Below are 25,355 nucleotides of genomic sequence, written 5' to 3'. Positions count from 1 at the left end.
TCTCAAGGAGTTTTCCGTTTCGACTGCGCCGGAAGTGGGGCGAATTATAGACCTCTGGAATCTGCCGTCAACCGTTAATTTCGCTTTTCTTTCAAATCAGCAAAAACGCTTTCTATATATAGACGCGACCCCATCCAATGCGCAGTATATTGCCCACTACCACAACAACACTGTGTTTTTGCCTTGGATGCTGCCGCGCAATGAATGATCAACCCCGCTCCCTTGCTTCCACATTGTTTCCGGTTTGCCTGCTCATGATAGCCATGGCGTCCATCCAGTCGGGCGCTTCTCTGGCCAAAAGCATGTTCCCCATTATCGGCGCACAAGGAACAACCACTCTTCGCCTGATCTTTGCCAGCGTGATCATGCTGCTGATACTGCGCCCATGGCGTGCAAAGCTGACCGCCAAGTCTCTTCGTACCGTGATCGTCTACGGAATGGCATTGGGTGGAATGAACTTCCTCTTTTATATGTCGCTGCGCACAGTGCCGCTGGGCATCGCCGTTGCGCTGGAATTCACCGGCCCTCTGGCTGTAGCTATATATGCGTCTCGCCGAGCCATCGATTTTGTATGGATTGCGCTTGCTGCGGCCGGCTTGCTTCTATTGATACCTACCGGGGCAACCACTGTCGGCATTGATCTGGTCGGAGCGGGCTATGCGCTGGGCGCCGGGGTCTGCTGGGCGCTGTACATTTTATTCGGGCAAAAGGCCGGCGCCGATAACGGGGTGACGACGGCAGCCCTCGGCGTAATGATCGCCGCGCTGTTCGTGGCACCGATCGGAATCGTTCATGCCGGTGCTGCGCTGCTTACACCATCGTTGATTCCAGTCGCTATCGGCGTTGCCATTCTGTCGACCGCCCTGCCCTATACCCTGGAGATGGTCGCGCTGACGCGTATGCCCGCGCGCACCTTCGGCACGCTCATGAGTATCGAGCCGGCCTTCGGCGCGCTGTCAGGCCTGCTTTTTCTCCAGGAATACCTTTCATTGTCACAATGGCTGGCCATCCTGTGCATTATTCTGGCTTCAGTGGGCGCAACCATGACCATGGGTAGCGGAGCAAAGCCTGCTGTCGCGGCTGACTGAAGCGTAGCGAAAGTGGCTCTGGTAATTGGCGCTCATTTAGGCCATGTTTAGCTGCGTAACCCATCGCCAGGCATGGATTTTTTCGCAAAGGACGGCACCACGCTGCAAACGCGAGCGAATACAGGCAGACCCGAGCACCAGACTCGCGGCCGCTATTAAGGATGGTAATGAAACGAATTTTGCTAATGATCGCCCTGCTGGCGATCGCGAGTTGCGCGGCGACTTCGGAAACCCAGGTCAAACGCGGCAAGAAGGGACTGCACATCAACTGTTCCGGTCTTTCATCCTCATGGGACAAGTGCTACACCAGCGCAGCCAACTCCTGCGCCCCCAAGGGTTACAAGGTGATCGCCAAATCCGGGGATGTCGTCGAGGAACCTGGCGATTATCCGTTCGGCCTGAACCCCGCCGGTTATACCAGCCGCAGCATGATCGTCATCTGCAAATAACTACTCGGCTCGCGGCAAAGCGAGCTGACGTGTAATTTCCTCGTGACTCGAGCGCAACACCGTACGCTGCACGTCCGGTGCTGCCAGCATCCGCGCAACCACCAATGCGCCCACGCATTGCGACAGCACCGACCAGGCCAGACTCTCGCTTTCCAGTATCTCGGCCCAGCCCTGCTGAAGGCGGCAGATCCATTCTTCAGCCTGCTCACGCACCTGTACATCGGCACGGGCAATCTCCGCGCCCAATGTCGGCAGCGCGCAACCGGACTCTGGTTGCTCGACGTGGGCCATGCTCAGGTACTGCTTCAGACAACGCTCCAGCCGCTGCCGATCTGCACCGCCCTGGCCACCAAGGCGCTCAAGACTTTCACTCAACTCTCGCTCGACGATGGCAGCGAACAACGCATCCTTGGATGCAAAGTGGCTGTAGAACGCGGCGCCACTCAAACCGATGGCTTTCATCAGGCCATCCACGCCCACCGTGGAAAACCCCGATTTCTTTGCCGACAGCGCGCTGCTTTGCAGCAATCGTTCGCGGGTTTCCGATTTGTGTCCGGCCGAATAACGCATGTCATCTCCTGAAGTAGATCGCCTTGACGCTGCCCAAATCCTAGCATAACGTTCGTTAACTAAACGATCGTTAACCCAAAGGGATTCACCCATGAATAACAAGAAGGTCGTGTTGGTTGTCGGTGCCGGTGATGCCACCGGCGGGTCGATTGCCAAGCGCTTTGCCAGTGAGGGGTTTATAGCCTGCGTGACCCGGCGCAGCGCCGACAAATTGCAGCCTCTGGTTGACGCAATCATCGCTGAGGGCGGTGAGGCCCATGGTTTTGCCTGCGATGCGCGCAAGGAAGAAGACGTCATCGCCTTGATCGAAGACATCGAAACCCGCGTCGGCCCGATCGAAGCCTTTGTTTTCAACATCGGCGCCAACGTGCCCTGCAGCATTCTCGAAGAAACCGCGCGCAAATATTTCAAGATCTGGGAGATGGCCTGCTTCTCCGGTTTTCTCAATGCCCGTGAAGTGGCCAAGCGCATGGTCACTCGGCAGCGCGGTACGATTCTGTTCACTGGTGCCACGGCCGGGCTGCGCGGTGCTTCTGGATTTGCCGCTTTCGCTGGAGCCAAACATGGCATCCGCGCACTCGCGCAAAGCATGGCGAGAGAGTTGGGGCCGATAAACATTCATGTCGCCCACGTCGTGGTTGATGGTGCGATCGATACCGACTTCATCCGCAACAGCTTTCCCGAGAAATACGCGACCAAGGATCAGGACGGCATTCTCAATCCCGAGCACATCGCTGAAAACTATTGGTATCTGCACAGTCAGCCACGGGATGCCTGGACTTTTGAGCTGGACCTTCGGCCCTGGAACGAACGCTGGTAAGCCCTCCTCCCTCATTACAACAATAAGAGCGCAATTTGATCATGACGAAAACCGTGGAATTCTATTTCGACCTCGGCAGCCCCGCCACCTATCTGGCGCACACCCAGCTAGCGAAAATCTGCGCCGATACCCATAGCGAACTGATCTACATCCCGATGCTGTTGGGTGGCGTGTTCAAAGCCACCGGCAACGCTTCGCCGGCAATGATTCCGGCCAAGGGCCGCTACATGTTTCAGGACCTCGATCGCTTCGCCAAACGCTACGGCGTCCAGCTCAGATTCAATCCGCACTTTCCAATCAACACACTGATATTGATGCGTGCCGTCACTGGCATGCAGATGCACCAGCCGCAGCGTTTCGCGGAGTTCGTCGACTGCCTGTTCAGGGCGCTTTGGGTAGAAGGTCGTAACCTCAACGATCCGCAAACCATTGGCGCCGTGCTGACTGAAAACGGCTTCGATCCCCAAGAGATAATCGCGCTGACCAACGATGAATCAGTCAAAGCAGCACTCAAGGAAAACACCGAAGCCGCCATCAGGCGCGGCGTTTTCGGTGCCCCCAGCATGTTTATCGGCGATCAGTTGTTCTTCGGTCAGGATCGACTCGACTTCGTGGAAGAGGCATTGCGCCAGGACTGAAGCCAAGCCCCAAGGCATCGCGAGCGGTGCCTTGGGTAAATCGATCAAATGGCCACAGTGCGCTCGTTCAACCAGCTCAACGCCGCGCCATCCAGCAATGGACTCAGTCGCTCACGCACTTCGCGGTGGTAGTCGTTCAGCCACTGCTTTTCTTCGTGGGTCAGCAGGTCAGCAATCAGGCAGCGGGTATCGATCGGGCACAGCGTCAGGGTTTCGAACTTGAGGAAGTCGCCGAATTCGCTGCTGCCGGCCTCACGGTTCATCGCCAGGTTTTCGATGCGCACACCCCAGCGGCCCGGGCGATAAGTGCCGGGTTCGATCGAGGTGATCATCCCCGGCTGCATCGCCGTCTGCGGTGCCGGTGCCGCTTGATAAGCGATCACTTGCGGACCTTCGTGAACGTTGAGGAAATAGCCCACGCCGTGACCGGTGCCGTGGCCGTAGTCGACGTTGTCAGCCCAGATCGGCGCACGAGCGATGGCGTCTAGCAGCGGCGACAGAATGCCTTTCGGGAATCGTGCCCGCGACAGCGCAATCACGCCTTTCAATACGCGGGTGCAATCCTGCTTCTGTTCTTGCGTCGGCGTGCCCACGGGGACCATCCGCGTGATGTCAGTGGTACCGCCGAGGTATTGGCCACCGGAATCGATGAGCAACAGACCATCGCCCTCGATCACCGCATGCTCTTCTTCGGTAGCGTGATAGTGCGGCATCGCGCCATTGGCGTTGAACGCGGCAATCGTGTTGAAGCTCAGCGAAACGTAATCGGGACGACGTTCACGGGCAGCGGTAAGTTTCTCGTCGATGGTCAGTTCGGTGATGCGCTCGCGTCCCCACGCCGATTCCAGCCAGGCAAAGAATTCGCACAACGCCGCGCCATCCTGCTCCATCGCTTTGCGGATGTGCTGAGCGTCGGCTTCGCTTTTCTGCGATTTGGCCAACGTAGTCGGGTTGAGGCCCTCGACCAGTTTCACGCCACTTTCGAGGTTATCCAGCAACCCCGTGGTCACTCGCGCCGGATCGACCAGCAGGCTCGCGCCACTCGGCACAGACCGCAATGCATCGGCCACTTCGCTGTAATCACGTAGCGTTACGCCATCCTGTTCGAGCACGGCACGCAGATCGGCATCGACCTTGCTCAGCGCCACGAACAGCGTGGCCTGTTGCTGATTGATCAAAGCGAACGAAACAAACACAGGATTGAAGGAGACATCTCCGCCGCGCAGGTTGAACAGCCAAGCGATGTCATCCAGGGTGGCGATGAAGTGCCAGTCGGCACCACGTTCTTGCAAGGTTTCGCGCAATTTCGCCAGCTTCTCGCCGCGGCTGATAGTCGCTTGCGGCGGCAGATGCTGATAGATCGGCGCGTTCGGCAGGCTCGGGCGATCACGCCAGACTTCCTGCAACAGGTCGATATCGGTACGCAGGCGAGCGCCGCGTGCTTCGAGTTTGCTGCTCAGCGTACGCGCCGACGCCACTGCCATTACCGCGCCGTCGACCGCAACCACGCCGCCCTCAGGGGTTTGTTCGGCCAGCCAGTCCAGCGGGCTCGGTTGCCCCGGTTGCAGCTTGACCAGTTCGATGCCGCTGCCGTTGAGCTCTTTCGTCGCCTGTTCCCAGTAACGACTGTCGGCCCACACACCGGCGAAATCAGCGGTGACGATCAGCGTACCGACCGAGCCATGGAAACCCGACAACCATTGCCGGCCCTGCCAGTAACCCGGCAGGTATTCCGAAAGATGCGGGTCGGCGGACGGCACCAGCAGCGCATGGATGCCTTCGCGGCGCATCAGTTCACGGGTATGCGCCAGGCGCTGAGGCACCGATCCTTCGGTCAAGGTGTGGGAACTCATCATGTCTCCTGCTAATCGCGTCATCGTTATTGTTCGTAGCCTTCTCGGCCATGGAAAGCGTCGGCTGTTTAAAGCCCTGTCGCCCAGAATGCCGGGGCACTGGCGCAGGCGGTAGTGATCAGTTCGACGGCCTTGTCGACATCCTCGACGGTGGTAAACCGCCCGAGGCTCAAGCGAATGGTGCGCCCCGCCAGCCGCGCATCGTGTCCGAGCGCGAGCAGCACGTGGGACGGTGTGTTGCTCGCGGAATTACACGCCGACGTCGCGGAAAACGCGATCGAATGGCTCAATGCGGCGCTGTTGAACTCGCCCTCGCTGAAGGTCAGGCTCAGGGTGTGCGGAATACGTTGCGAGGCACTGCCATTGAGGCGCACGCCAGGTAGAGTCATCAAACGTTCGAGCAAGCGTTCGCGCAAAGCGATGATGGACTTTTTCTCTTCATCGAATGCGTCGGCGGCCAAAGCGAATGCAGCGCCCATCCCGGCAATCTGATGAGTCGCCAGGGTTCCGGAGCGTAGGCCACCCTCATGACCACCACCGTGAATCTGCGCCTGCAAGCGTTGCTGCGCCTGCGGGCCGACATACAAAGCGCCGATGCCTTTGGGGCCGTAGAGTTTGTGTGCGGAAAACGACATCAGATCCACCGGCCAGCGGCTCAGATCGATCGCGACTTTGCCCGCGCCTTGCGCCGCATCAACATGGAACAACGCCTGCCGACTGCGCACCACTTCGCCAATCGCCTCGACATCGTTGACCGTGCCCAACTCGTTGTTGACCAGCATCAGCGAGACCAGAAAAGTGTCGTCACGCATCGCTTCGCTGACCGCTTGCGGCGTGATCAAGCCTTGGGCGTCCGGCACCAGATAGGTCACGGCAATGCCCGAGTCCTGCAATTGCCGCGCGGTGTCGAGAATGGCCTTGTGTTCGATCTGACTGGTAATGATGTGCCCGCCGCAAACGCCACGGGCCTGAGCGACGCCTTTGAGAGCGAGGTTGTTGGATTCGGTGGCACCGGAGGTCCAGACAATCTGCTCAGGCTGCGCGCCGACCAGATCGGCAACTTGCCGGCGCGCCTGCTCGACCGTCTGCCGGGCCTGCTGGCCGAAAGCGTGGGAGCTGGACGCCGGGTTACCGAAGTTACCGTGAAAACCCAGACATTCGATCATCACCTGGATGACCCGCTCGTCCACCGGAGTGGTGGCGGCGTAATCGAAATACAACGGACGTGTGTTCATAAAGGACTCGCAGAGCGTGTTCCGGGATCAGGAGGCTCGTGTCTGCAAACGACAATGCACAGCCTCGTGAGCTGTGCATGGGTTCGAGAGCGTCATCAATACCTGATCGGATGCCGTTAAAGAAGTAGGGCTTCATTTAAAAGTGCGTAGGAACGCTCCTGAAACCGAGCTTAACAGGCATCGGGCCGGCGATTGAAGCAATGCGTCAATGAAAGCTTTCCAGAAGTAACGGATACAGCGAGATCACCAACAGCGCCGCCATGCACCAATTGAACACGCGCAACCAGCGCGGATCCTTGAGCACATTGCGCAACAGCGTGCCGCACGCCGCCCACAGGCCGACGCTGGGCAGGTTGATGATGGCGAACACCGCCGCGATGATCACGACGTTATAGAAATAACCCTGCATCGGCGTGTACGTGCTGATGGCACCGATTGCCATGATCCACGCCTTGGGATTGACCCACTGGAACGCGGCGGCGCCCAGATAGCTGATCGGTTTCGCCTCGCCGTTGAAACTGTCGCCGACCGGGCCGGAGTGGGCGATCTTCCACGCCAGATACAACAAATACGCCGCGCCGACATATCGCAGCACCGTATACAGAACCGGATAGGCCTGAAACACCGCGCCAAGGCCGAAGCCCACCGCTACCACCAACAGGAAGAAGCCGCAGCTGATGCCGAGCATGTGTGGAATGGTGCGGTTGAAACCGAAATTCACTCCGGACGCCAGCAACATGGTGTTGTTCGGCCCCGGTGTGATCGAGGTGACAAGGGCAAACAGGGCAAAGGCCAACAGCAGATCAAGCGAGATGTTCATCGAGGCAGTCCATCCAGGGTCATTCAGCTGTTGACCCTATCCCACACCGCCCGGCAAACCCACGGACAGTTAGGGAAAACTTCAAGCAGTACAGTTTGCTTTCAGCTCGGACGACCGTGCAGCTGTATGGCACGTTCGGCGCTCATCTCACCCTGTTGATCGAAGCCGAAAGTTTTCTGCGGCTGGCCGAGCAATTGGGCTTTTTTGGCGTGGTATTCATCGAACGACAAACCGCTGCGGTTCAGCGCTTCCAGCGCCAGCTCGCGGGATTCTTCAGCGGTATAGGGACGCAGCTCTGGCGAAACATGGCCAGCACAGCCGGCGAGTACGGAAACAGCGAGCATCAGCGAAACAGTCAGTAAACGGTTCATGGGAGCGTCCTGGCGAGCAATGTGGGGTCGATGGAGAAAGGCTACGCCCGGGCACGCTCGCGCAGAAATCAACGCTCTCAATAGTGGCTATCAGGTTGGCACTAATACTGGCTGACCGGCAGACGGCAGTGCAGCGCATCGTCGTGGCTGCGGGCAATGCTGCTGTGCACCTGGAACGAGTTGAAGGTCACGGTTTTCGCCCGATGCGTACGGATCAACTGCCAGAAATCCTCTTCGCCGCGTTCGAAACTGCGAAATGCCCCCTCGCCCGCTTCGCGACTTTGCCACTGCAAAAAGCTCAACACGCGGCGGCCGTCGTCGCTGGCTTGCACGCTGGCGCTGAGAAATCCGTCGTAACGCAGAGCCAGACCCTCGGTCTGCGTCGCCAGTGCCGAGACCAGCGCCGCTTGCTGGCGGGGTTCGATTTCGAATTCGATCAATTGGGTAAAGCTGCGATTGCTCATGGAAAGCCCCCACTCATCTTGAAGCGAGCCTTGCGACCCGAAGAGCTGCAGGGTAAAACCTCTAGTTAAGTCAAGGTCAAGAGCATTTTCAGCATGATCAGCAAAGACCAGGTGCACAAGCCTCTCACCGTTGGGGAGGTCTCGGCGCGCAGTGGCGTCGCGGTCACGGCGCTGCACTTTTATGAAGCCAAAGGTTTGATCAAGAGTGAGCGCAATGCCGGCAATCAGCGCCGCTATCCGCGCGCCGTCCTGCGCCGGGTGGCGTTGATCAAAGTCGCGCAACGGCTGGGAATACCGCTGGCGGAAATCGGCGAAGCGCTGAAGATCCTGCCGCAGGATCGCGCGCCTTCGGCGGCGGACTGGAAAATGCTGTCTGAACAATGGCAGCGCGAGCTCGACGAACGAATCAGGCAATTGACGCTGATGCGCGATCAGCTCACCGGGTGCATCGGCTGCGGCTGTCTATCCATGGAAGCGTGTCCGTTACGCAATAAAGGCGACATGCTCGGTGACCGAGGCCCAGGCCCGCACTTTCGCGATGAATGATGATTGCTGCTCGTCGGCGGAAAATCTGTGCAGTAAGGACGGTTCTATAGTGATTGCTCCGGGTAAGTCCGGTGTAACCACATCTGTTGAAAACAAAAACAGGGAGAACGTCATGAGCGTCAAACCCATTCCCGAGGGGTATCACAGCATTACCCCGTATCTCGGCATCCAACAGGCCGCCGAGGCCATCGAGTTCTACAAGAAAGCCTTCAATGCCAGCGAAGTCATGCGCCTGACCATGCCCGACGGCAACATCGGCCACGCCGAACTGCGCATCGGCGACAGCGCGATCATGCTTGGCACCCCTTGTGATCAGGGGCCGTTGAGCAATCCGCAGCAGGCGGTGTCGATCGGCTTGCACCTGTATGTCACCGATGTCGACCAGTCCTTTCAACAAGCGCTGGATGCCGGGGCGCAAAGCGTCTCCGAGGTCAAAGACCAGTTTTATGGTGATCGCAGCGGCACGCTCAGAGATCCGTTCGGCCATCTGTGGTTTCTCGCCACACACAAAGAGGATCTGAGCGAAGAGCAGATTCGCCAGCGGGCGATGGAGATGTTTAACCAAGGTTGAGGGTTTTTTACCTCGGATCAACCGGCAGAAATACACTGCCGATGTAATTGCGAAACATTTACTTTCATATCCGCTTTCGGGATTTTCTTCGCTCATCCGTCTTATAGGAATGCAGGCCGTTCGCGTAGGCAAAAGCCACGAACGGTCTCCCGGGGGAGTTCCGTGCTGCGAAGCCCGTAGCCCGGCCCCTTCCACCGCAATCAAGACGCGCAATCATGTCGAAGAAATCCCGTTCCAAACTGTGGTTCCTGGTGCATAGCTGGCTGGCGTTGCCGATCTGGTTCTTTGTGCTGATCGTCTGTGTCACCGGCACGCTGGCGGTGGTCAGCCAGGAGATTGTCTGGCTGGCCAACCCGCAAATGCGCGCCAGTCAGCCGTCGGACGACGCGCCGCGACTGAGCTACGACCAGATCCTCGCCGCGATCAAACAGGCCGAGCCGCAAACCCTGGTGCAGAGCATCAATCGTCCGGACGAGTCGCACTTTGCCCTCGATGTCGAAGTCAGCTACCCCGACGGGCGCTCGTTGACGGTCTATGTCAATCCGTACACGGGGGTCATTCAGGGCACCGCGCCAGCCTTCGATTTCAAGGCCTTTACCCGCGCCCTGCATGGCTGGTGGCTGGTGCCGTTCACCAATGGCTATAGCTGGGGCTGGTATCTGGTGTCATTGCTCGGCGTGCCGATGCTGGTGTCGCTGATTACCGGGCTGGTGGTGTACAAGCGCTTCTGGAAAGGTTTTCTGCGCCCGACCCTGCGCGTACGCCATGGTGCGCGGATCTTCTGGGGCGACTTTCATCGCCTGTGCGGCATCTGGTCGATCTGGTTCATCGCGGTGATCTCGATCACCGGCATCTGGTTCCTGATCAAGGCGATCCTGTTCGATAACCAGATTTCCATTTCCAGCGAGCCGATCATCCCGGCGATGTCCCGCGAAAGTGTGCCGATCTCGGCAGCCGGCACCCCGCCGCCGCGCATCAGCCTGGACCGCGCCATCGAAATCGCCCAGCAGAAGATTCCGGGGCTGGAAGCCAGCTACGTCAACCTGCCGGGCAATGCCTACTCGCACATGAGCGTCAGCGGCCGTGGCTGGTATCCGCTGATGTATCAGACCGCGACTCTCAACCCGTACAACGGCGAAATGGCTTCCTCACGCTTGCTGTCCGATCGGTCCTCGCTGGAATTCGTCACCGAATCCATGCGCCCGCTGCACACCGGTGACTTCGGTGGAATCTGGATCAAGTTGATCTGGTTCTTCTTCGGTCTGTTGCTGAGCATGATGATCCTCAGCGGCCTGCTGATCTGGACCAAGCGCACCGCGTTGGCCACCGCCAATGCGCTGAAACGCGAGGACAAGAAAAACCGCGTCACCGCCCAACCGGCGCTGCGCCGTGAACCTTCGGAGGCGAGCCTGTGAACAAAGCCATCTCGGTCACACCGCCGTCGCGCCTGTCGCGTTTCTGGCACAAGTGGCGTTTCCACATAAATGTCCTGCTGTTGCTGATCCCGCTGGGCTTCATGCCGAAATATTTTGCCGATGCTTCGCTGTTTCGCGGCGACAGCGGCCTGGGCCAGCGTGAAATAGGCACCGTTCAGGTTGGCCCGTGGAGCCTGCGTCTGGCCGAGTTACGCGAAGAGGCGCCGCACCTGAGCGGCCCGGCCGGCTACATGAAGGATTTCACTGCCGCCGTCTGCGACAGCTGTGTCGAACAGGTCAAGGCCACTTACTTGCGCATCGGTAAACCGCGCAGCCTGCGTGCCGCCGGCACGATCTTCTTCGGTACCCCTTACCGCATGGGCACGCAGATGCCGATCCCGGCAAAGACCAAACCTGACGCCGAGCTGTGGATCACCATGGAAGGCTGGGACGGCAGCATGCACCAAGCCGCGATTCCCCTGAGCCAAGCCTCCCCCGCCACGGTTGCGTGGCTGAACAAACAAGGAGCCAAACCATGACTCGCTCACCCCTTCATACCCGTTTGCTCGCCAGCGCCGCGCTGCTGCTGAGCGCCGGGTTCAGTGCCGGCGCCCTGGCGCACAACCCGATGTGCGAATGCAAAGCCATCGATGCCGAACAGATCAAATGCACCGGCGGTTTCTCCGACGGCAGCGGCGCGCCGGGGGTGACCCTCGATGTGATCGGTTATGACGAAACCATTCTGGTGCCGGGCAAATTGGGTGATGACTCGACGCTGACGTTCAAGAAGCCCGGCAGCGAGTTCTATGTGCTGTTCGACGCCGGCCCAGGCCACGTGGTGGAAATCGACCAGGCGGATATCGAAGCCCCATGAGTAGCCCGACGACGCAAGTGGTACGTCCGGCCGGTGCCGGTCATGAAACCCTCAACGTGCTGCTGTTGTGCCTGCTGATCCTCGCGGTCGCCGGCTCGGTGGTGGCGTGGCGCGGGGTTTCCCATGAACCGGAGCCGGTCGCGAGCAACCAGTACGACGCCCGCCGCGATCTCAGCGCCGCTGAGCAAGGCATCTATGCCGACCTGGGCGTGACCCTCGACGAAATCCGCTTGCTGCGCGAAGAGCAACAAGCCCTGCCGACGCCACAAATGCTCGCCGAAGAAGGCTTTGCGCCGTTCGCGCAGGATGCCAGTTCGGTCAGCCGTGGCGGTCACGCATGGCAGATGTTCGCCGATCGTGCCTATTTCGGTCGGAGTGCGACGCCTGATGTCGCCGGTTCGTTTTTGATGCGTGTCGGCACTGACGCCAACGCGGCGCCGGACATCTGGCTGAACCGCAGCGCCGACCTCGCGCCTGCGGAGGATCTGTCCGACGCGGCGCTGTCCGCCGCTGGCTGGAAACAGATCGTCGCGCAATTCGATGCCGGGGTTACCCGCGAACATCGCCATTGATTCCTCGCCTTTATCCGAGAGAAGACTGCTTGCCCATGTCCATTTCATCTCCTCGCCGTCCATTGTTACGCCTGTTTCTGCTTGGCCTGTGCGCCTGCCTGTTGAGCCCGTTGGCCTGCGCCGAGCAAGGCAAACGCCTGCGTATCGGCATCACTCTGCATCCGTATTACAGCTACGTCGCCAACATCGTCGGCGACAAGGCCGAAGTGGTGCCGCTGATTCCTGCTGGCTTCAATCCGCACGCCTACGAGCCGCGCGCCGAGGACATCAAGCGCATCAGCGGATTGGACGTGATCGTGCTCAACGGCGTCGGTCATGACGACTTCGCCGACCGGATGATCGCCGCCAGCGAAACGCCCAATGTCAAAACCATCGAAGCCAACGAGAACGTGCCGCTGCTGGCGGCCACCGGTGTCGCTGCGCGCGGCGCCGGCAAAGTGGTCAATCCGCACACGTTCCTGTCGATCAGCGCCTCCATCGCCCAGGTCAACAATATCGCCCGCGAGCTGGGCAAGATCGATCCGGACAACGCCAAGACCTACACCCAGAACGCGCGTGCCTATGGCAAACGCCTGCGGCAGATGCGCGCTGACGCTTTGGCCAAACTGACCCAGGCACCCAACGCCGAACTGCGCGTGGCCACGGTGCACGCGGCTTACGACTATCTGTTGCGCGAATTCGGTCTGGAAGTGACGGCCGTGGTCGAGCCCGCCCACGGCATCGAGCCAAGCCCGAGTCAGCTGAAAAAGACCATCGACCAGTTGCGTGAACTCGACGTCAAAGTGATCTTCTCGGAGATGGATTTCCCATCCAGCTACGTCGACACCATCCAGCGTGAATCCGGGGTGAAGCTGTACCCGCTGTCGCACATTTCCTACGGCGAATACACCGCCGACAAGTACGAAAAGGAAATGACCGGCAACCTCAACACCGTAGTTCGGGCGATTCAGGAGTCGGGGGCATGACGTCGAAAGAAACCCTGATCCCTGACAACACCAATAACCCGGTGGGAGCGAGCCTGCTCGCGAAGGCGCCGGATCAGGCAACATCTTCGTTGAATGACACACCGCATTCGCGAGCAGGCTCGCTCCCACAGGGGATAACCGGGCCGACGCTGGAGTTTGCGGATATCAGCCTGACCTTGGGCCGCACGACGATTCTCGACAAGGTCAGCTTCCAGGTGCAGCCCGGCAGCGTGCATGCGCTGGTCGGCCCCAATGGCGGTGGTAAAAGTTCGCTGATCAAGACCCTGCTCGGGCAGATGCCGCATCAGGGCCAGCTCAGCCTGCACTGGCCCGGCGAGCCCGGTACCATTGGTTACGTCCCGCAGGCGCTGGAGTTCGATCGCGGCTTGCCGATGACCGTCGACGATTTCATGGCCGCCATGTGTCAACGCCGTCCGGCCTTTCTCGGTTTGAGCAAACACTACGCCGGTGCCATCGGCGAGGCGCTGGCACGGGTCGGCATGCAGGACAAGCGCAAGCGGCGCATGGGCGCGCTGTCCGGTGGTGAGCGGCAGCGGGTACTGCTCGCGCAGGGCTTGATCCCGGCACCGCAATTGCTGGTGCTCGACGAGCCGATGTCGGCCCTCGATGAGGCCGGGATCCAGGTGTTCGAACGTCTGCTCACTGACTGGCGCGCGGCGGGTATCACCGTGCTGTGGATCGAGCATGATCTGGAAGCGGTGGGTCGGCTGGCCGATCGGGTCACCGGTCTCAACCGCCGCGTGCTGTTCGATGCCACACCGCAACAGGCACTGACTCCGGAGCGTCTGCTGACGCTGTTTTCCACCCATCCACGGAGCGCGGTCTGATGAGTTACGAAGCCTTTCGTTTGATGGTCCAGGGTTGGGCGTCTTCCGGTTATCTGCCGGAAGCGCTGGCCTACGGTTTTGTCGTCAACGCCCTGCTCGCCGGCCTGCTGATCGGCCCCGTGCTCGGTGGGCTCGGCACGCTGGTGGTGGTCAAGCGCTTTGCATTCTTTTCCGAAGCAGTCGGCCATGCCGCGTTGACCGGTGTCGCCATCGGCATTCTGCTCGGCGAACCCTACACCGGCCCGTACGGCAGCCTGTTCGGCTACTGCCTGCTGTTCGGCATCCTGCTCAATTACCTGCGCAACCGCACCGGGCTGGCGCCGGATACGCTGATCGGTGTGTTTCTCTCGGTGTCGCTGGCACTGGGCGCGAGCCTGCTGCTGATTCTCGCCGGCAAGATCAACGTGCACATTCTGGAAAACGTGTTGTTCGGTTCGGTATTGACCGTCAACGGCAATGATCTGGCGGTGCTGGCGATCGTCGGTTCGCTGGTCATGGCCCTCGCCCTGCCGCTGTACAACCGCATCATGCTCGCCAGTTTCAATCCGCAACTGGCGGCGGTGCGTGGCGTAGCGGTCAAGACCCTGGATTACCTGTTCGTGATTCTGGTGACCCTGATCACCGTCGCCGCCGTGAAGGTGATTGGCGCGATTCTGGTCGGTGCCTTGCTGGTGATTCCGGCGGCAGCGGCGCGCTTGCTTAGCCAGTCGCTCAAAGGTTTTTTCTGGTGTTCGGTGCTGATCGCTACCGTCAGTACGCTGTGCGGGATTCTCGCGCCGATCGTCTTCGACCTGCCGATCCCGTCCGGCGCCGCGATCATTCTGGTCGCCGGCATCGCTTTTGCCCTCGCCGCCATCGCGCGCGGCGTCGTCCCCAGCCTGAAAGGGAATCTTGGATAAATGGCTTTTTCACTGCGTAACCTGACTCTGGCCATGGCCCTGTGTGGCGTGGTCTGCACCCCGCTGCTGGCGGCTGAAAGCGCGAAACCCTTGCGCGTCCTGGCCTCGTTACCGATCACCTATGGATTGGGCGAAGCATTGCTCAAGGGTACCGACGTCAAACTCGAACGCGCGGCGCCGGCCAACCTTCCGGGTAGCCGTCAGACTGCGTATTTCACCGGCCGTGGCGCTCCGACGCTGAGCAAACTGGCCACTGACGCGGACGCGGTGATTGGTCTGCGCTCACTGTGGGCCGATGATCCGCTGTACCCGATCGCGCGGCGCAGCAATATTCGTATCGTCGAAGTCGACGCTGCGCGCCCGGTCGACGGCGCGCTGCCCGGCATTGCCGTGCAACCGGGCCTGCTGGTTGATGGCCTGAACAGTCAGCCATGGCTGGCGAGCAACAACATGGGGCGCATGGCCGATGTGATGGCCGCAGACCTGGTGCGCCTGGCGCCGAGCGCCAAGCCTGCGATCGAAGCCAACCTGGCGGCGTTGAAACAGCGTCTGCTGAAACTCAGCGCAGACACCGAAGCGCGCCTGGCCGAGGCGGACAACCTGAGTGTGATGAGCTTGAGCGATCACTTCGGCTATCTGATTGGCAGCCTCAACCTTGAACTGGCCGGACAGGACGCGCGGCCTGATGCCGAGTGGACGCCAGATGAATTGAAGAAGCTGACAGCGACGCTCAAGGACAATGACGTGGCGGTGGTGCTGCACCATCGCCAGCCAGCGGAGCCGGTGAAAGCGGCGATTGCCGAATCCGGCAGCCGTCTGGTGGTGTTGAGTACCGACGCGGCGGATCCGCTGGCTGAGCTGGAGGGGAATGTGGATTTGCTGCTCAAGGGGTTGAGCGGAGCGTAGTCAGGCTGATACCGAGTCATCGTTCATCGCTGGCAAGCCAGCTCCCACAGAGTTTTTGGCGAACACACATTTGTGATCAACCACAATACCTGTGGGAGCTGTCTTGCCAGCGATGAGACTGTGCAGACAATACAAATTCAAGACATGAAAAAACCCGCTGACCATCACTGGTCCAGCGGGTTTTTTATGTCCGGTCGCTTATTGCGCCGCGACTTGCGCATCCATCTTCTGACGCAGGCTCAACGGACGCATGTCGGTCCAGACTTCTTCGATGTAGGCCAGGCATTCCTTTTTCAGGCCGCTCTTGCCCACGGTACGCCAGCCTTGCGGCACAGCTTTGTAATCGGGCCAGATCGAGTATTGCTCTTCGTGGTTGACCACGACCTGAAAGAGGATGTCCTCGCGGTCGAATACTGACGTCATGCTGGTTCTCCATCGTTGTAAGGTCGGCTGCACAACGGATGCAGCCGGGGTATGTAGAAAGAACGTTCGCCGCGCGGAAAAATTTACAGCGCGGCGGTGGCAGCGGCCAATGCGCATCCGAAGATCTCGGCCACCCGATCGATTTCCGCTGCGCTGATCACCAGCGGCGGCAGGAAGCGCACGACCGCGCCATGGCGGCCGCCCAGTTCCAGAATCAGGCCACGCTTGAGGCATTCACGCTGGACCAGCGGCGCCAGACGCGCGAATGCCGGCGGATGACCGAGCGCATCGGGCGCGCCGTTCGGGTCGACCAGTTCGACGCCGAGCATCAGGCCTCGACCACGGATATCGCCCAGTTGCGGGAAGTCGCGTTGCAGGATGTGCAGATGTTCGCTGAGCCGATCACCCATGGCAGCGGCGTGTTCACAGACCTTGTGCTCTACCAGATAACGCATCACCGCTGAACCGGCGGCCATGGCCATCTGATTGCCACGGAACGTGCCGGCATGGGCGCCCGGTTGCCAAGTGTCGAGCCAGTCGCGGTATACCACCACCGCCAAGGGCAGGCTGCCACCGATGGCTTTGGACAACACCACCACATCCGGAACGATGCCCGCATGTTCAAAGGCAAACATCTTGCCGGTGCGGGCGAACCCGCTCTGGATCTCATCAACGATCAGCGCCACCCCGGCCCTTTCGGTAATTCGGCGCAAGCCACGCAACCACTCGATATCGGCCGGAATCACCCCGCCCTCGCCCTGCACCGCTTCGACGATCACCGCCGCCGGCAATTGCACGCCAGCCTCGGGATCGTTGAGCAGGTTTTCCAGGTAGCTCAGATTGGCGTTGACGCCCGCCGCGCCGCCGAGGCCGAACGGGCAACGGTAGTCGTAGGGGAACGGCATGAACTGCACGCCATTGCTGAGCAAGGCACCCAGTGGTTTTTTCGGCCCCAGGCTGCCCATCAGGCTCAACGCACCCTGACTCATGCCGTGATAACCGCCGGAAAATGACAGCACGGTGCTGCGGCCAGTGGCCGTGCGCACCAGTTTCAATGCTGCTTCCACGGCGTCGGTGCCGGTCGGGCCGCAGAACTGGATTTTCGCCTGTGCCGCCAACTCCGTGGGCAGCAGTCCGAACAGGTCCTGGACGAATTGATCCTTGACCGGCGTAGTCAGGTCGAGGGTGTGCAGCGGCAACTCATCGGCCAGCACCTGCTGGATCGCCTCAATCACTACCGGGTGGTTGTGCCCCAGCGCCAACGTGCCGGCCCCAGCCAGGCAGTCGATGAAGGTACGCCCTTCGACATCCTCGACATACAGGCCCTTGGCACGCTTGAGCGCCAGCGGAATGCGGCGTGGATAGCTGCGCGCATTGGATTCCTGGCGACTCTGGCGCGCCAGTAACGGTGATTCGTGGAATTCGTATAACGTTTCTGCCGGCGCCGAGGCGACCCGGGCCGACGACGCTTCGATAAGACTGGTGGCGACTGACATCTTTCGACCCCTCAATTCGTATGGATAGTGACCAAAGCAGCACACCAACAGGTGCGCGTTCCGGTCGCGGGGCGCACTTGCAGGTTTTCCTGTTCTGGAAACGCTTCAGAGCGGTACGGATTTACACCCTTGATCGAGTTGTCAGGCCGGTGAGGACAAAGGTTTGTGCAGCGGCACGGTCTGCACGCCGGTGGAGAGGCCGGGTGGCGCTGCCTGTTGGTAACCCAAGTGCCGATAGAACGCCTCGGCGGTGCGGGTGCTGTTGAGGTAAACATGCTGCACACCGCGAATGCGCAACCAACCTTCGAGATTGTGCATCAGCGCCCGGCCGACGCCCCGGCGAAAGGATTCAGGCTGGACGTAACACAGCGGGATTTCGCCACTGACCCGGGCCATGCCGACACCGACGGGTTTGTCTTCGAACGAAGCGATACAGAGATAGAAGTGTGGGTCGGCGAGCCGGCTACTGATGAAATCGGCGGAGGAGCGGTTGAGCCAGTCGCTGACCAGAAGTGGATGGTTGCGGTGATCGAGTGCACATCCGATACGGATCGAGCGCTCGACAATACGGTTGATGATGCCGGTGTCGGCCAGAGTGGCCGAACGAACGCAGACGGGTGCTTCCATGGCGCAGTTCCCTCAATCCTTTGAGTCAAAGCTGCGTTGACCTTAGCCCCGCCCCTGGCGAATAGCGAACGCCGAGAAGTTACATTTGATGTGGAAGAACGTGATCATTTGTGGGAGCGAGCCTGCTCGCGAGAGCGTCAGGCCAGTCAACGTCGATGTTGAATGACTTACCGCATTCGCGAGCAGGCTCGCTCCCACAGGGGATCTGAGGTGAGATCAGAGGGCTTGCAACGGCATGGTCAGTTCGACCCGCAGGCCATCCGGGCGGCTGTCGAAATGCAGGGCACAATCACAGCGCTGAACGATCGCCTGGACAATCGCCAGCCCCAGCCCGCAGCCGGTGCTCTGCCCGTTGCGCCAGAAGCGCTGGGTCAGATGTTGCAAGTCATCCGGCGCAATGCCCGGGCCATGGTCGCGCACGACAAAACGCACACGATTGCCGATGCTCTCCAGGCTAACCTCGACCGCACAATCTTCAGACGTGTGGCGCAGGGCGTTGTCGAGCAGGTTGCGCAATGCAGCAATCGCCAGCACCGCAGGCATTTGCAGCGGCGCGGTGGGCAGGTCGTCCGGCACGTGCAGCTTGATCCGCAACCGCTCGCCGCCGGTGGCGTCCTGGATCGCCAGTCTGGCCACTTGTTCGGCGCTGCATTGCGAGCCGTCATCAAACGACAGACTGCCTTCGACCCGCGCCAGTAACAGCAATTGCTCAAGAGTGCGATGCAAGCGATCGGCGCCCTCCTCGGCGCGCGCGAGCGACTGATCGCGGGCGCTGCCGTCGGTCATGCGCGCCACTTGCAGGTGGGTCTTGATCGCCGTCAGCGGACTGCGCAGTTCATGCGCGGCGTCGCCGGTCAGACGACGTTCACGTTCGATGGTCTTGCCGATGCGTTGAAACAACTGATTCTGAGTTTCCAGCAACGGCTTCAATTCGCTGGGAAACGCCTGCAACTGCAATGGTTCAAGAGAGTCGGCATTGCGCCGCATCAGCGCCTCGCGCAGACGATTGAGCGGCGCCAGGCCCTGACCGATGCCCAGCCACAGCAGGCACAGGCAACCCAGCAAGGCCACACCGACCGGCACCGAAGCAGCGAGCAGAATCGACATGTTCAAGGCTTCGCGCTCGATCTGCCGATCCGCCGTAGTGATGCGCACATCGCCGCGGGCCAGGGTGAAACTGCGCCACGGGGCGCCGTCGATCATCTGATCGTGGAAGCCCATTTTCTCGGCTTCCAGCGCTTGCTCGGGGTTGTTGTGGCTTCGCGCGAGAATCTCGCCGCGCAATGAGCTGACCTGACAAGCCATGCCACCGGGAATATTCAGCTGTTCTGCGCTGAAATGGGTGCCCTCGCCCTTGCTCGGCAGCGTCGGCAATTGCTCGAGCAAGCCGGCGACCATGCGCGCCGACGCCACCAGACGCTGGTCGAGGGAAAACATCATCTGATTGCGCAGGTCGCTGAGCATCCACGCCGCCGCCAGCGCCCAGATCAACGCGAAGGCGGCGCCGAGCGTCAGGCTCAGGCGCAGGCGCAGACTCATCATTTGCCTTGCTCTGCGCCATCGGCGGGGCCGAGGCGATAGCCCAGACCACGCACGGTTTCGACGATGCCTTTGCCAAGCTTGCTGCGCAGATGATGGATATGCACGTTCAGCGCGTTGCTTTCCAGTTCGTCGTTAAAGCCGTAGACGCTGTCCTTCAGTTGCTCGGTGGACAGCACCCGGCCGCGATTGTGCAACAGCGCCTGCAACAGCGACTGCTCGCGGCGCGACAGGTCAACCGGTTGCCCGGCCAGACGGGTTTCGCGGCTGCTCGGGTCGTAGGTCAGCGCGCCGTGCTCAATCAGATTGACGCTACGCCCTGCCACCCGGCGCAACAGGGTTTGCAGGCGAGCGAACAGTTCGCGCAGGTCGAAAGGCTTGAGCAGATAGTCGTCGGCGCCGGCCTGCAGACCATCGACACGATCGGTCACCGAGTCACGGGCAGTTAGGATGAGAACCGGAATTTCCAGGCCGCTCTGCCGCAACTGTTGCAGCAACTTGAGGCCATCTTCGTCCGGCAGGCCGAGATCGAGCACCATCACATCGAATTCGGCGACCTTGAGCATCGCCCGCGCCTTGGACGCGGTGTTGACGTGCTCGACGGTCAGACCCTGAGCCGTGAGCCCGGCAACGATGCCGCTGGCAATCAGCTCGTCGTCTTCGCAAACCAGTACGTGCATGGTGAATCCCACAGGAAAAAAGCGGATTAGGCAGTTGGCCGATTAAGCTGACATTATGGCGCCCAACGTCACTGCGACAAGGGCATGGCGGTTAATCATCGGTTAATCGCCGCTGCCCATTGTGCACCTCACTTGCACAGGGACAAGGCTTCTCCATGCGTCATTTTTTTGTTTTGTTTGCGTTACTGATCTCGGGCCTGGCCCAGGCTGGAAACAATCCTTTCGATACGAAACCGGACTTCTTGCCGGTCGACCAAGCGTTCGTGTTGACTTCCGAGCGTCTGGATTCAGGCGAAACCCAGCTGTTCTGGCAGATCACCGACGGCTACTACCTGTATCAGAAACGCCTGAAATTCGATGGACTGGCCGCCGATCTGCAGCCGGTGTTGCCTGAAGGCGAATCCCACAGCGATGAGTTCTTCGGCGAGCAGCCGGTGTACCGCCAAGGGCTGGAAGTGAAAATCCCGGCAGCGGCCAGCGGTCAGATCAAGGTCAGTTATCAGGGCTGCGCCGATGCCGGTCTGTGTTATCCACCGCAAACCAGGGTGATCGATCTGGGTGGCAAAGCCGCAGCAACAACAGGCGCTGAAGCCCCGGATCAGGCTTTGGCCAGCAGTCTGCAACAACGGGCGCTGGGCTGGAGTCTGCTGGTGTTTTTCGGACTTGGCCTGCTGTTGGCGTTTACCCCGTGTTCGCTGCCGATGCTGCCGATTCTCGCCGGGATGATCGTCGGCAGTGGCGCCACACCACGGCGCGGGTTTGCCTTGGCCAGCAGCTACGTGATCTGCATGGCACTGGTGTATGCGGCGATGGGCGTGATTGCTGCGCTGCTCGGTGCGAACTTGCAGGCGTGGTTACAGAATCCGTGGTTGCTCGGTGCGTTTGCGGCGATTTTCGTGATACTGGCGTTACCGATGTTCGGCTTCTTCGAGCTGCAACTGCCGGTGGCCCTGCGTGATCGCCTGGAACATGCGTCGCGCAGCCGCAGCGGCGGCAGCCTGATCGGCGCCGGGGTGCTGGGCGCATTGTCCGGTCTGTTGGTCGGGCCGTGCATGACCGCGCCACTGGCCGGCGCGCTGCTGTACATCGCGCAGAGCGGTAACGCTTTGCACGGCGGTCTGATTCTGTTTGCACTGGGCATCGGCATTGGTGTGCCGCTGTTGCTGCTGGTCACCGTGGGCAACCGATTCCTGCCCAAGCCCGGCGCGTGGATGAATCTGCTCAAGGGCATATTCGGCTTCCTCTTTCTTGCCACTGCATTGTTGATGCTGCGCCCGGTGCTGGATCCGTCGTTGTGGCTGGGCCTGGGTGGCGCTCTGCTGTTGATCGCCGCTTACAGCGCTTGGAAACAATCCGAAGGTTTTGGCCGCGTCGCACAGATGTTTGGCGCGCTGTCCCTGTTGCTCGGTTTGTGGGGCAGCTTGTTGGTGATCGGTGCGGCGGGCGGCAGTGATGATCCGTATCAGCCATTGCAGATCTACAGCGCCGGCCCTGTCGCCAGCGCGGCGCCGACGGGTCACGATTCCTTCACCACGATCAAGGAACCTGCCGCCCTGCAACGCGAACTCGATGCGGCCAAGGCTCAAGGCCAGTGGGTACTGCTCGATTACTACGCCGACTGGTGCGTGTCGTGCAAGGTCATGGAGAAGAAGGTGTTCGGTGAAGCCAAGGTCATGCAGGCCCTGAGCGATGTGCGCCTGCTGCGCCTGGATGTGACCGCCGATAACGCCGCCAGCCGCGAGCTGCTCAGCCGTTATAAAGTGCCGGGGCCGCCGACGTTCATCTGGATCGGCGCCGACGGTGAAGAACGCCGCAGCCAGCGCATCACCGGCGAGGTCGATGCCGAGACCTTCCTGCAACGCTGGTCCGCCACCCGAGATGCCAACTGATGCTGACGTTCACCCTCGGCACCTTCGCCATCGCGCTCAACCACCTGCTGCTGATCAGTGCTTTGGCGCTGGCGACGTTTGTCGGCTGGCGAGTGGCCAAGCGCGGCGGCGAGAACCCCGAGTCGGTGCTGTTCAGCCTGTTCTTGCTGGGCATGCTTGCGGCGCGCATTGCGTTTGTCGCGCTGTACTGGTCGCACTATCGCAATGACCCGTGGCAGATCATCGATCTGCGCGACGGCGGTTTTCTCGCCTGGCCCGGGGTCATCGTGCTGTTGCTGGCGGCGTTGTATCGCGGCTGGCGCCGGCCCGCTTTGCGCCGCCCGCTGGGCTTCGGCGTGGTCAGTGGCGTGGCGTTCTGGCTGCTTGCCACCCTGTCGCTGAATATCTACGAACAGGGTACGCGCCTGCCGGATATATCCCTGCGCAACGCCGCTGGCGAAACCATCAAGCTCAGTGAGTATCAGGGCGGGCCGCTGGTGATCAACCTCTGGGCGACCTGGTGCCCGCCGTGCCGGCGGGAAATGCCAGTACTGGAGAATGCCCAGCAACAGCGCCCGGATCTGACGTTCTTGTTCGTCAATCAGGCCGAAAGCATGCAAAGCGTGGCAACGTTCCTGGAAACCCAGGGCCTGAGCCTGAACAACGTGCTGTTCGACCGCCGCGGCCGTCTCGGTCAGGCCGTGGGTTCCATGGCGTTACCGACTACGCTGTTCTATAGCCCGGACGGTCGCTTGCTGACCAGTCACCTCGGCGAACTGTCGAACGCCAGCCTCGCCCGCGCCCTGGAAACCTTCGACACTTCACCTTCAAGCCCGAATCAGGCCGTTGCCCCGGCCAACTCTGCAAGGAAACTGCCATGCCCCGCCTCCGCCACCTGCTGACGCTGACCCTGGGCACTGCCCTGCTGCACTTGCCGTCGGTGCAGGCCGCTGAAGAACTACCCGCAGCGATCAAAAAAATCGAAGCCAAGGGCGCGAAAATCGTCGGCCAGTTCGACGCCCCTGATGGCCTGCGCGGGTACGCCGCGCAATACCAGAATCGCGGCATGGCGCTGTACCTGACCCCGGACGGCAAGCACGTCGTGGTGGGTAATCTGTACGACGCCGACGGCAAGGACCTGAGCAGCGAGCCGCTGCAGAAACTGGTTTACGCACCGATGTCCAAGGAAGTCTGGGCCAAGTTCGAGGCGAGCAACTGGATTCAGGACGGCAACAAGGATGCACCGCGCACGGTGTACCTGTTCAGCGATCCGAACTGCCCGTACTGCAACATGTTCTGGGAACAGGCGCGACCATGGGTCAAGGCCGGCAAAGTGCAGCTGCGCCACATCATGGTCGGCATCATTCGCGAAGACAGCCCGGGCAAATCAGCCGCGCTGCTGGCGGCGAAAGACCCGGCCAAAGCCCTGCAAGATCATGAGAGCGCCGGTAAGGGCAGCGCCCTCAAGGCGTTGAAAGACATCCCGGTCGCCGTGCAAACCAGACTCGCGGCGAACATGCAGTTGATGGAAGACCTCGAACTGCAGGCCACCCCGGCGATTTTCTACATGGACGACAAAGGCGAGTTGCAACAACAGCAAGGCGCGCCATCGCCGGACAAGCTGGTGAAGATTCTCGGGCCGAAATAGTCTTCACAACCACTGACCGGTGCGGGTCTATCAGTACTCACACCGCTCGATAATGTCCTGCAAGTGCTCGGTGTTTCCCTGTTCCGTGAGAAAGCTTGTCACCTCAGCGCACCACGCTTGGTCTGAAGGAATACCGGCCCAAGCGTGCGTCCCTGCCCAATGCCAGGGACGGTCGTCAAACGTATTGATCAGCGCCTGATTGAATGTGTGAACGTTGAACTTGGGATGTCTCGCGTTCTGCAACATCAACGAACCGAACACGCGCTGTTGCGTTGCTTCGCATGGTTTGACTTGCTGGGCTTTGGTCGAGCTCAGGACAATGAAATCAGGTTTGACACCTTCATCGAGCGCGGCCTGCAGTCTGTAATGTCCATCGATGATCACGTAAGAACACAGTCCGCCCACATACCAGAGCAGGATCGGCGGCAAGCTGCCCTCCCTGGCTTTTTTGCGCCACCATTTGAGGCGACCTGCCAAAGGGTCCACCGTGTGCAGCCCGATCAAGTGCCCCAGATCCCAATCAAGCCAATGCACGGTGTGCGGTTGCACGTTGTCGAGAATGCCCTCCCCGCGCGCGTACCAGTTGGGCAGATGGCTGGACGCCTCGGCCGGGGTGGAAAAATACCAGCCATCCGGACCGGCAACGGGTTTGTATCGGCTAACTGCTGGCAATAAAGGGCGCGCCACCCAGTGGCCGGGATAGAGAAAGTCCGCCTGATTGTTCATCAACTGGTTGATGAAATAGCGACACCAGCGCGGGAAGCGCTCTTGGACGGGTAATTCAAAGTGCTCCTGAACGTCAGCCGAAACGATGGGGGGCACGGATGGCGATTCCAGTTGAACGGGCCGCGGATTGCGAACCAGCCAAGCACCGTAATATGAGGTGGCAATGGTCGCCCAGAAGAGTGGGCTTTCATTGAGCATCAACTTCATCCGCCCGTTGTTACCACTTTGCAGATGAAGCGGCGGTTTGCTTGATTTCGGTCGGTTGACCTCAATACTCAACCCAACCCACTTGTCCTCAAGATCCCTGAGGTCACGCCACCAGAACTGTTGCACGTCATTCCCTTATCAAATGCTTTTATAGATGAGTTTCACACTCGTGATTGCATGGTGACCTGAGAGGCCCCTTCGCGAGCAGGCTCGCTCCCACAATGGAATGCGATTAAC

30 protein-coding genes are annotated in these 25,355 nt (G+C 60.4%); 18 read left to right on the top strand and 12 right to left on the bottom strand.

Annotated elements, in window-relative coordinates:
• From AC0Z5Z_RS25880 to AC0Z5Z_RS25870, 3 genes are all read left to right on the top strand, one after another.
• On the top strand, window positions 1-208 hold a 208-nt coding region (locus AC0Z5Z_RS25880; RefSeq protein WP_485611824.1), incomplete at its 5' end, for a hypothetical protein.
• Complete coding sequence (gene rhtA / locus AC0Z5Z_RS25875) at window positions 201-1,088, top strand: threonine/homoserine exporter RhtA (RefSeq protein ID WP_252876664.1); 888 nt, start codon at window positions 201-203, stop codon at window positions 1,086-1,088. The genes AC0Z5Z_RS25880 and rhtA, both read left to right, overlap by 8 nt.
• A gap of 167 nt (window positions 1,089-1,255) precedes the next feature.
• Window positions 1,256-1,537, top strand: a complete 282-nt coding sequence (locus AC0Z5Z_RS25870; RefSeq protein ID WP_095182157.1) for a hypothetical protein — start codon at window positions 1,256-1,258, stop codon at window positions 1,535-1,537.
• Here AC0Z5Z_RS25870 and AC0Z5Z_RS25865 read toward each other — a convergent pair whose 3' ends face one another.
• On the bottom strand, window positions 1,538-2,107 hold the full coding sequence (locus tag AC0Z5Z_RS25865) for a TetR/AcrR family transcriptional regulator (RefSeq protein ID WP_095182158.1): 570 nt from the start codon (window positions 2,105-2,107) through the stop codon (window positions 1,538-1,540).
• A 91-nt stretch (window positions 2,108-2,198) separates the two neighbouring features.
• On the opposite strand from AC0Z5Z_RS25865, the gene AC0Z5Z_RS25860 reads away from it, so the two are divergent.
• Both AC0Z5Z_RS25860 and AC0Z5Z_RS25855 read left to right on the top strand, forming a co-directional pair.
• Window positions 2,199-2,927, top strand: a complete 729-nt coding sequence (locus AC0Z5Z_RS25860; protein WP_485611823.1) for an SDR family oxidoreductase — start codon at window positions 2,199-2,201, stop codon at window positions 2,925-2,927.
• Between the two features lie 41 nt (window positions 2,928-2,968).
• The gene (locus tag AC0Z5Z_RS25855) at window positions 2,969-3,565 is read left to right on the top strand and encodes a DsbA family protein (protein ID WP_485611822.1); all 597 of its coding nucleotides are present in this window, start codon (window positions 2,969-2,971) and stop codon (window positions 3,563-3,565) included.
• A gap of 44 nt (window positions 3,566-3,609) precedes the next feature.
• Here AC0Z5Z_RS25855 and AC0Z5Z_RS25850 read toward each other — a convergent pair whose 3' ends face one another.
• The 5 genes from AC0Z5Z_RS25850 to AC0Z5Z_RS25830 all read right to left on the bottom strand — a co-directional run bounded on the left by AC0Z5Z_RS25850 (window position 3,610) and on the right by AC0Z5Z_RS25830 (window position 8,308).
• Window positions 3,610-5,418: an aminopeptidase P family protein gene (locus AC0Z5Z_RS25850; protein ID WP_252884605.1), complete on the bottom strand. Its 1,809-nt coding sequence runs from the start codon at window positions 5,416-5,418 to the stop codon at window positions 3,610-3,612.
• Window positions 5,419-5,486: 68 nt separating this feature from the next.
• Complete coding sequence (locus AC0Z5Z_RS25845; RefSeq protein ID WP_485611821.1) at window positions 5,487-6,653, bottom strand: aminotransferase class V-fold PLP-dependent enzyme; 1,167 nt, start codon at window positions 6,651-6,653, stop codon at window positions 5,487-5,489.
• Window positions 6,654-6,858: 205 nt separating this feature from the next.
• Window positions 6,859-7,473 (bottom strand): LysE family translocator, encoded by a 615-nt coding sequence (locus tag AC0Z5Z_RS25840; protein WP_485611820.1) that lies wholly within the window; start codon window positions 7,471-7,473, stop codon window positions 6,859-6,861.
• Between the two features lie 101 nt (window positions 7,474-7,574).
• Window positions 7,575-7,844, bottom strand: coding sequence for a hypothetical protein (locus tag AC0Z5Z_RS25835; protein WP_016770723.1), 270 nt, complete (start codon window positions 7,842-7,844; stop codon window positions 7,575-7,577).
• Between the two features lie 101 nt (window positions 7,845-7,945).
• Window positions 7,946-8,308, bottom strand: coding sequence for an antibiotic biosynthesis monooxygenase (locus tag AC0Z5Z_RS25830; RefSeq protein WP_485611819.1), 363 nt, complete (start codon window positions 8,306-8,308; stop codon window positions 7,946-7,948).
• A 93-nt stretch (window positions 8,309-8,401) separates the two neighbouring features.
• Between AC0Z5Z_RS25830 and soxR the strand changes: the two genes are divergently transcribed.
• The 10 genes from soxR to AC0Z5Z_RS25780 all read left to right on the top strand — a co-directional run bounded on the left by soxR (window position 8,402) and on the right by AC0Z5Z_RS25780 (window position 15,904).
• Complete coding sequence (gene soxR, locus AC0Z5Z_RS25825) at window positions 8,402-8,854, top strand: redox-sensitive transcriptional activator SoxR (protein WP_150638863.1); 453 nt, start codon at window positions 8,402-8,404, stop codon at window positions 8,852-8,854.
• Window positions 8,855-8,966: 112 nt separating this feature from the next.
• Window positions 8,967-9,425 carry a VOC family protein gene (locus tag AC0Z5Z_RS25820; RefSeq protein WP_056788589.1) on the top strand — a complete coding sequence of 153 codons (459 nt, stop codon included), beginning with the start codon at window positions 8,967-8,969 and terminating at the stop codon, window positions 9,423-9,425.
• Window positions 9,426-9,640: 215 nt separating this feature from the next.
• Window positions 9,641-10,840, top strand: coding sequence for a PepSY-associated TM helix domain-containing protein (locus tag AC0Z5Z_RS25815; RefSeq protein ID WP_016770800.1), 1,200 nt, complete (start codon window positions 9,641-9,643; stop codon window positions 10,838-10,840).
• Window positions 10,837-11,379 (top strand): hypothetical protein, encoded by a 543-nt coding sequence (locus AC0Z5Z_RS25810; RefSeq protein WP_041478472.1) that lies wholly within the window; start codon window positions 10,837-10,839, stop codon window positions 11,377-11,379. Before AC0Z5Z_RS25815 ends, AC0Z5Z_RS25810 begins: the two co-directional genes overlap by 4 nt.
• Complete coding sequence (locus tag AC0Z5Z_RS25805; protein ID WP_125917368.1) at window positions 11,376-11,714, top strand: hypothetical protein; 339 nt, start codon at window positions 11,376-11,378, stop codon at window positions 11,712-11,714. Before AC0Z5Z_RS25810 ends, AC0Z5Z_RS25805 begins: the two co-directional genes overlap by 4 nt.
• Window positions 11,711-12,286 carry a DUF6162 family protein gene (locus tag AC0Z5Z_RS25800; RefSeq protein WP_485611818.1) on the top strand — a complete coding sequence of 192 codons (576 nt, stop codon included), beginning with the start codon at window positions 11,711-11,713 and terminating at the stop codon, window positions 12,284-12,286. The genes AC0Z5Z_RS25805 and AC0Z5Z_RS25800 overlap by 4 nt, the downstream gene beginning before the upstream one ends.
• 35 nt (window positions 12,287-12,321) lie before the next feature.
• Complete coding sequence (locus AC0Z5Z_RS25795) at window positions 12,322-13,251, top strand: metal ABC transporter substrate-binding protein (RefSeq protein WP_485611817.1); 930 nt, start codon at window positions 12,322-12,324, stop codon at window positions 13,249-13,251.
• A complete protein-coding gene (locus tag AC0Z5Z_RS25790; protein WP_460062220.1) occupies window positions 13,248-14,099 on the top strand; it encodes a metal ABC transporter ATP-binding protein in 852 nt (283 codons plus the stop codon). The genes AC0Z5Z_RS25795 and AC0Z5Z_RS25790 overlap by 4 nt, the downstream gene beginning before the upstream one ends.
• The gene (locus AC0Z5Z_RS25785; protein WP_007917717.1) at window positions 14,099-14,998 is read left to right on the top strand and encodes a metal ABC transporter permease; all 900 of its coding nucleotides are present in this window, start codon (window positions 14,099-14,101) and stop codon (window positions 14,996-14,998) included. Before AC0Z5Z_RS25790 ends, AC0Z5Z_RS25785 begins: the two co-directional genes overlap by 1 nt.
• The gene (locus AC0Z5Z_RS25780; RefSeq protein WP_056788574.1) at window positions 14,999-15,904 is read left to right on the top strand and encodes a metal ABC transporter substrate-binding protein; all 906 of its coding nucleotides are present in this window, start codon (window positions 14,999-15,001) and stop codon (window positions 15,902-15,904) included.
• Between the two features lie 198 nt (window positions 15,905-16,102).
• Here AC0Z5Z_RS25780 and AC0Z5Z_RS25775 read toward each other — a convergent pair whose 3' ends face one another.
• The 5 genes from AC0Z5Z_RS25775 to AC0Z5Z_RS25755 form a co-directional block, all read right to left on the bottom strand.
• Window positions 16,103-16,327, bottom strand: coding sequence for an MbtH family protein (locus AC0Z5Z_RS25775; protein WP_016770808.1), 225 nt, complete (start codon window positions 16,325-16,327; stop codon window positions 16,103-16,105).
• A gap of 83 nt (window positions 16,328-16,410) precedes the next feature.
• Window positions 16,411-17,823 carry an aspartate aminotransferase family protein gene (locus tag AC0Z5Z_RS25770; protein ID WP_252876671.1) on the bottom strand — a complete coding sequence of 471 codons (1,413 nt, stop codon included), beginning with the start codon at window positions 17,821-17,823 and terminating at the stop codon, window positions 16,411-16,413.
• A gap of 141 nt (window positions 17,824-17,964) precedes the next feature.
• Complete coding sequence (locus tag AC0Z5Z_RS25765) at window positions 17,965-18,450, bottom strand: GNAT family N-acetyltransferase (protein ID WP_375122466.1); 486 nt, start codon at window positions 18,448-18,450, stop codon at window positions 17,965-17,967.
• A gap of 216 nt (window positions 18,451-18,666) precedes the next feature.
• On the bottom strand, window positions 18,667-19,992 hold the full coding sequence (locus AC0Z5Z_RS25760; protein ID WP_041478464.1) for an ATP-binding protein: 1,326 nt from the start codon (window positions 19,990-19,992) through the stop codon (window positions 18,667-18,669).
• Window positions 19,989-20,669: a response regulator gene (locus AC0Z5Z_RS25755; protein WP_039759813.1), complete on the bottom strand. Its 681-nt coding sequence runs from the start codon at window positions 20,667-20,669 to the stop codon at window positions 19,989-19,991. The genes AC0Z5Z_RS25760 and AC0Z5Z_RS25755 overlap by 4 nt, the downstream gene beginning before the upstream one ends.
• Window positions 20,670-20,824: 155 nt before the next feature.
• Here AC0Z5Z_RS25755 and dsbD point away from each other — a divergent pair, with 155 nt between their 5' ends.
• Genes dsbD through dsbG form a run of 3 tightly spaced genes read left to right on the top strand, consistent with a single transcriptional unit; the run spans window position 20,825 to window position 24,185 of the window.
• Window positions 20,825-22,558, top strand: coding sequence for a protein-disulfide reductase DsbD (gene dsbD, locus AC0Z5Z_RS25750; RefSeq protein ID WP_406226889.1), 1,734 nt, complete (start codon window positions 20,825-20,827; stop codon window positions 22,556-22,558).
• Window positions 22,558-23,439 (top strand): TlpA family protein disulfide reductase, encoded by an 882-nt coding sequence (locus AC0Z5Z_RS25745; RefSeq protein ID WP_485611816.1) that lies wholly within the window; start codon window positions 22,558-22,560, stop codon window positions 23,437-23,439. The genes dsbD and AC0Z5Z_RS25745 overlap by 1 nt, the downstream gene beginning before the upstream one ends.
• A complete protein-coding gene (dsbG, locus tag AC0Z5Z_RS25740) occupies window positions 23,415-24,185 on the top strand; it encodes a thiol:disulfide interchange protein DsbG (RefSeq protein WP_095182173.1) in 771 nt (256 codons plus the stop codon). The genes AC0Z5Z_RS25745 and dsbG overlap by 25 nt, the downstream gene beginning before the upstream one ends.
• A 30-nt stretch (window positions 24,186-24,215) precedes the next feature.
• On the opposite strand, the gene AC0Z5Z_RS25735 is transcribed toward dsbG, so the two are convergent.
• Window positions 24,216-25,244 (bottom strand): ParB/Srx family N-terminal domain-containing protein, encoded by a 1,029-nt coding sequence (locus AC0Z5Z_RS25735; RefSeq protein ID WP_457262498.1) that lies wholly within the window; start codon window positions 25,242-25,244, stop codon window positions 24,216-24,218.
• Between the last annotated feature and the right edge of the window lie 111 nt (window positions 25,245-25,355).

The organism is Pseudomonas sp. 1L-E-NC-VB-C3, assembly GCF_057291535.1.
The sequence above is the reverse complement of the archived record's forward strand: the minus strand, read 5'-3'. Positions and strand labels throughout refer to the sequence as shown.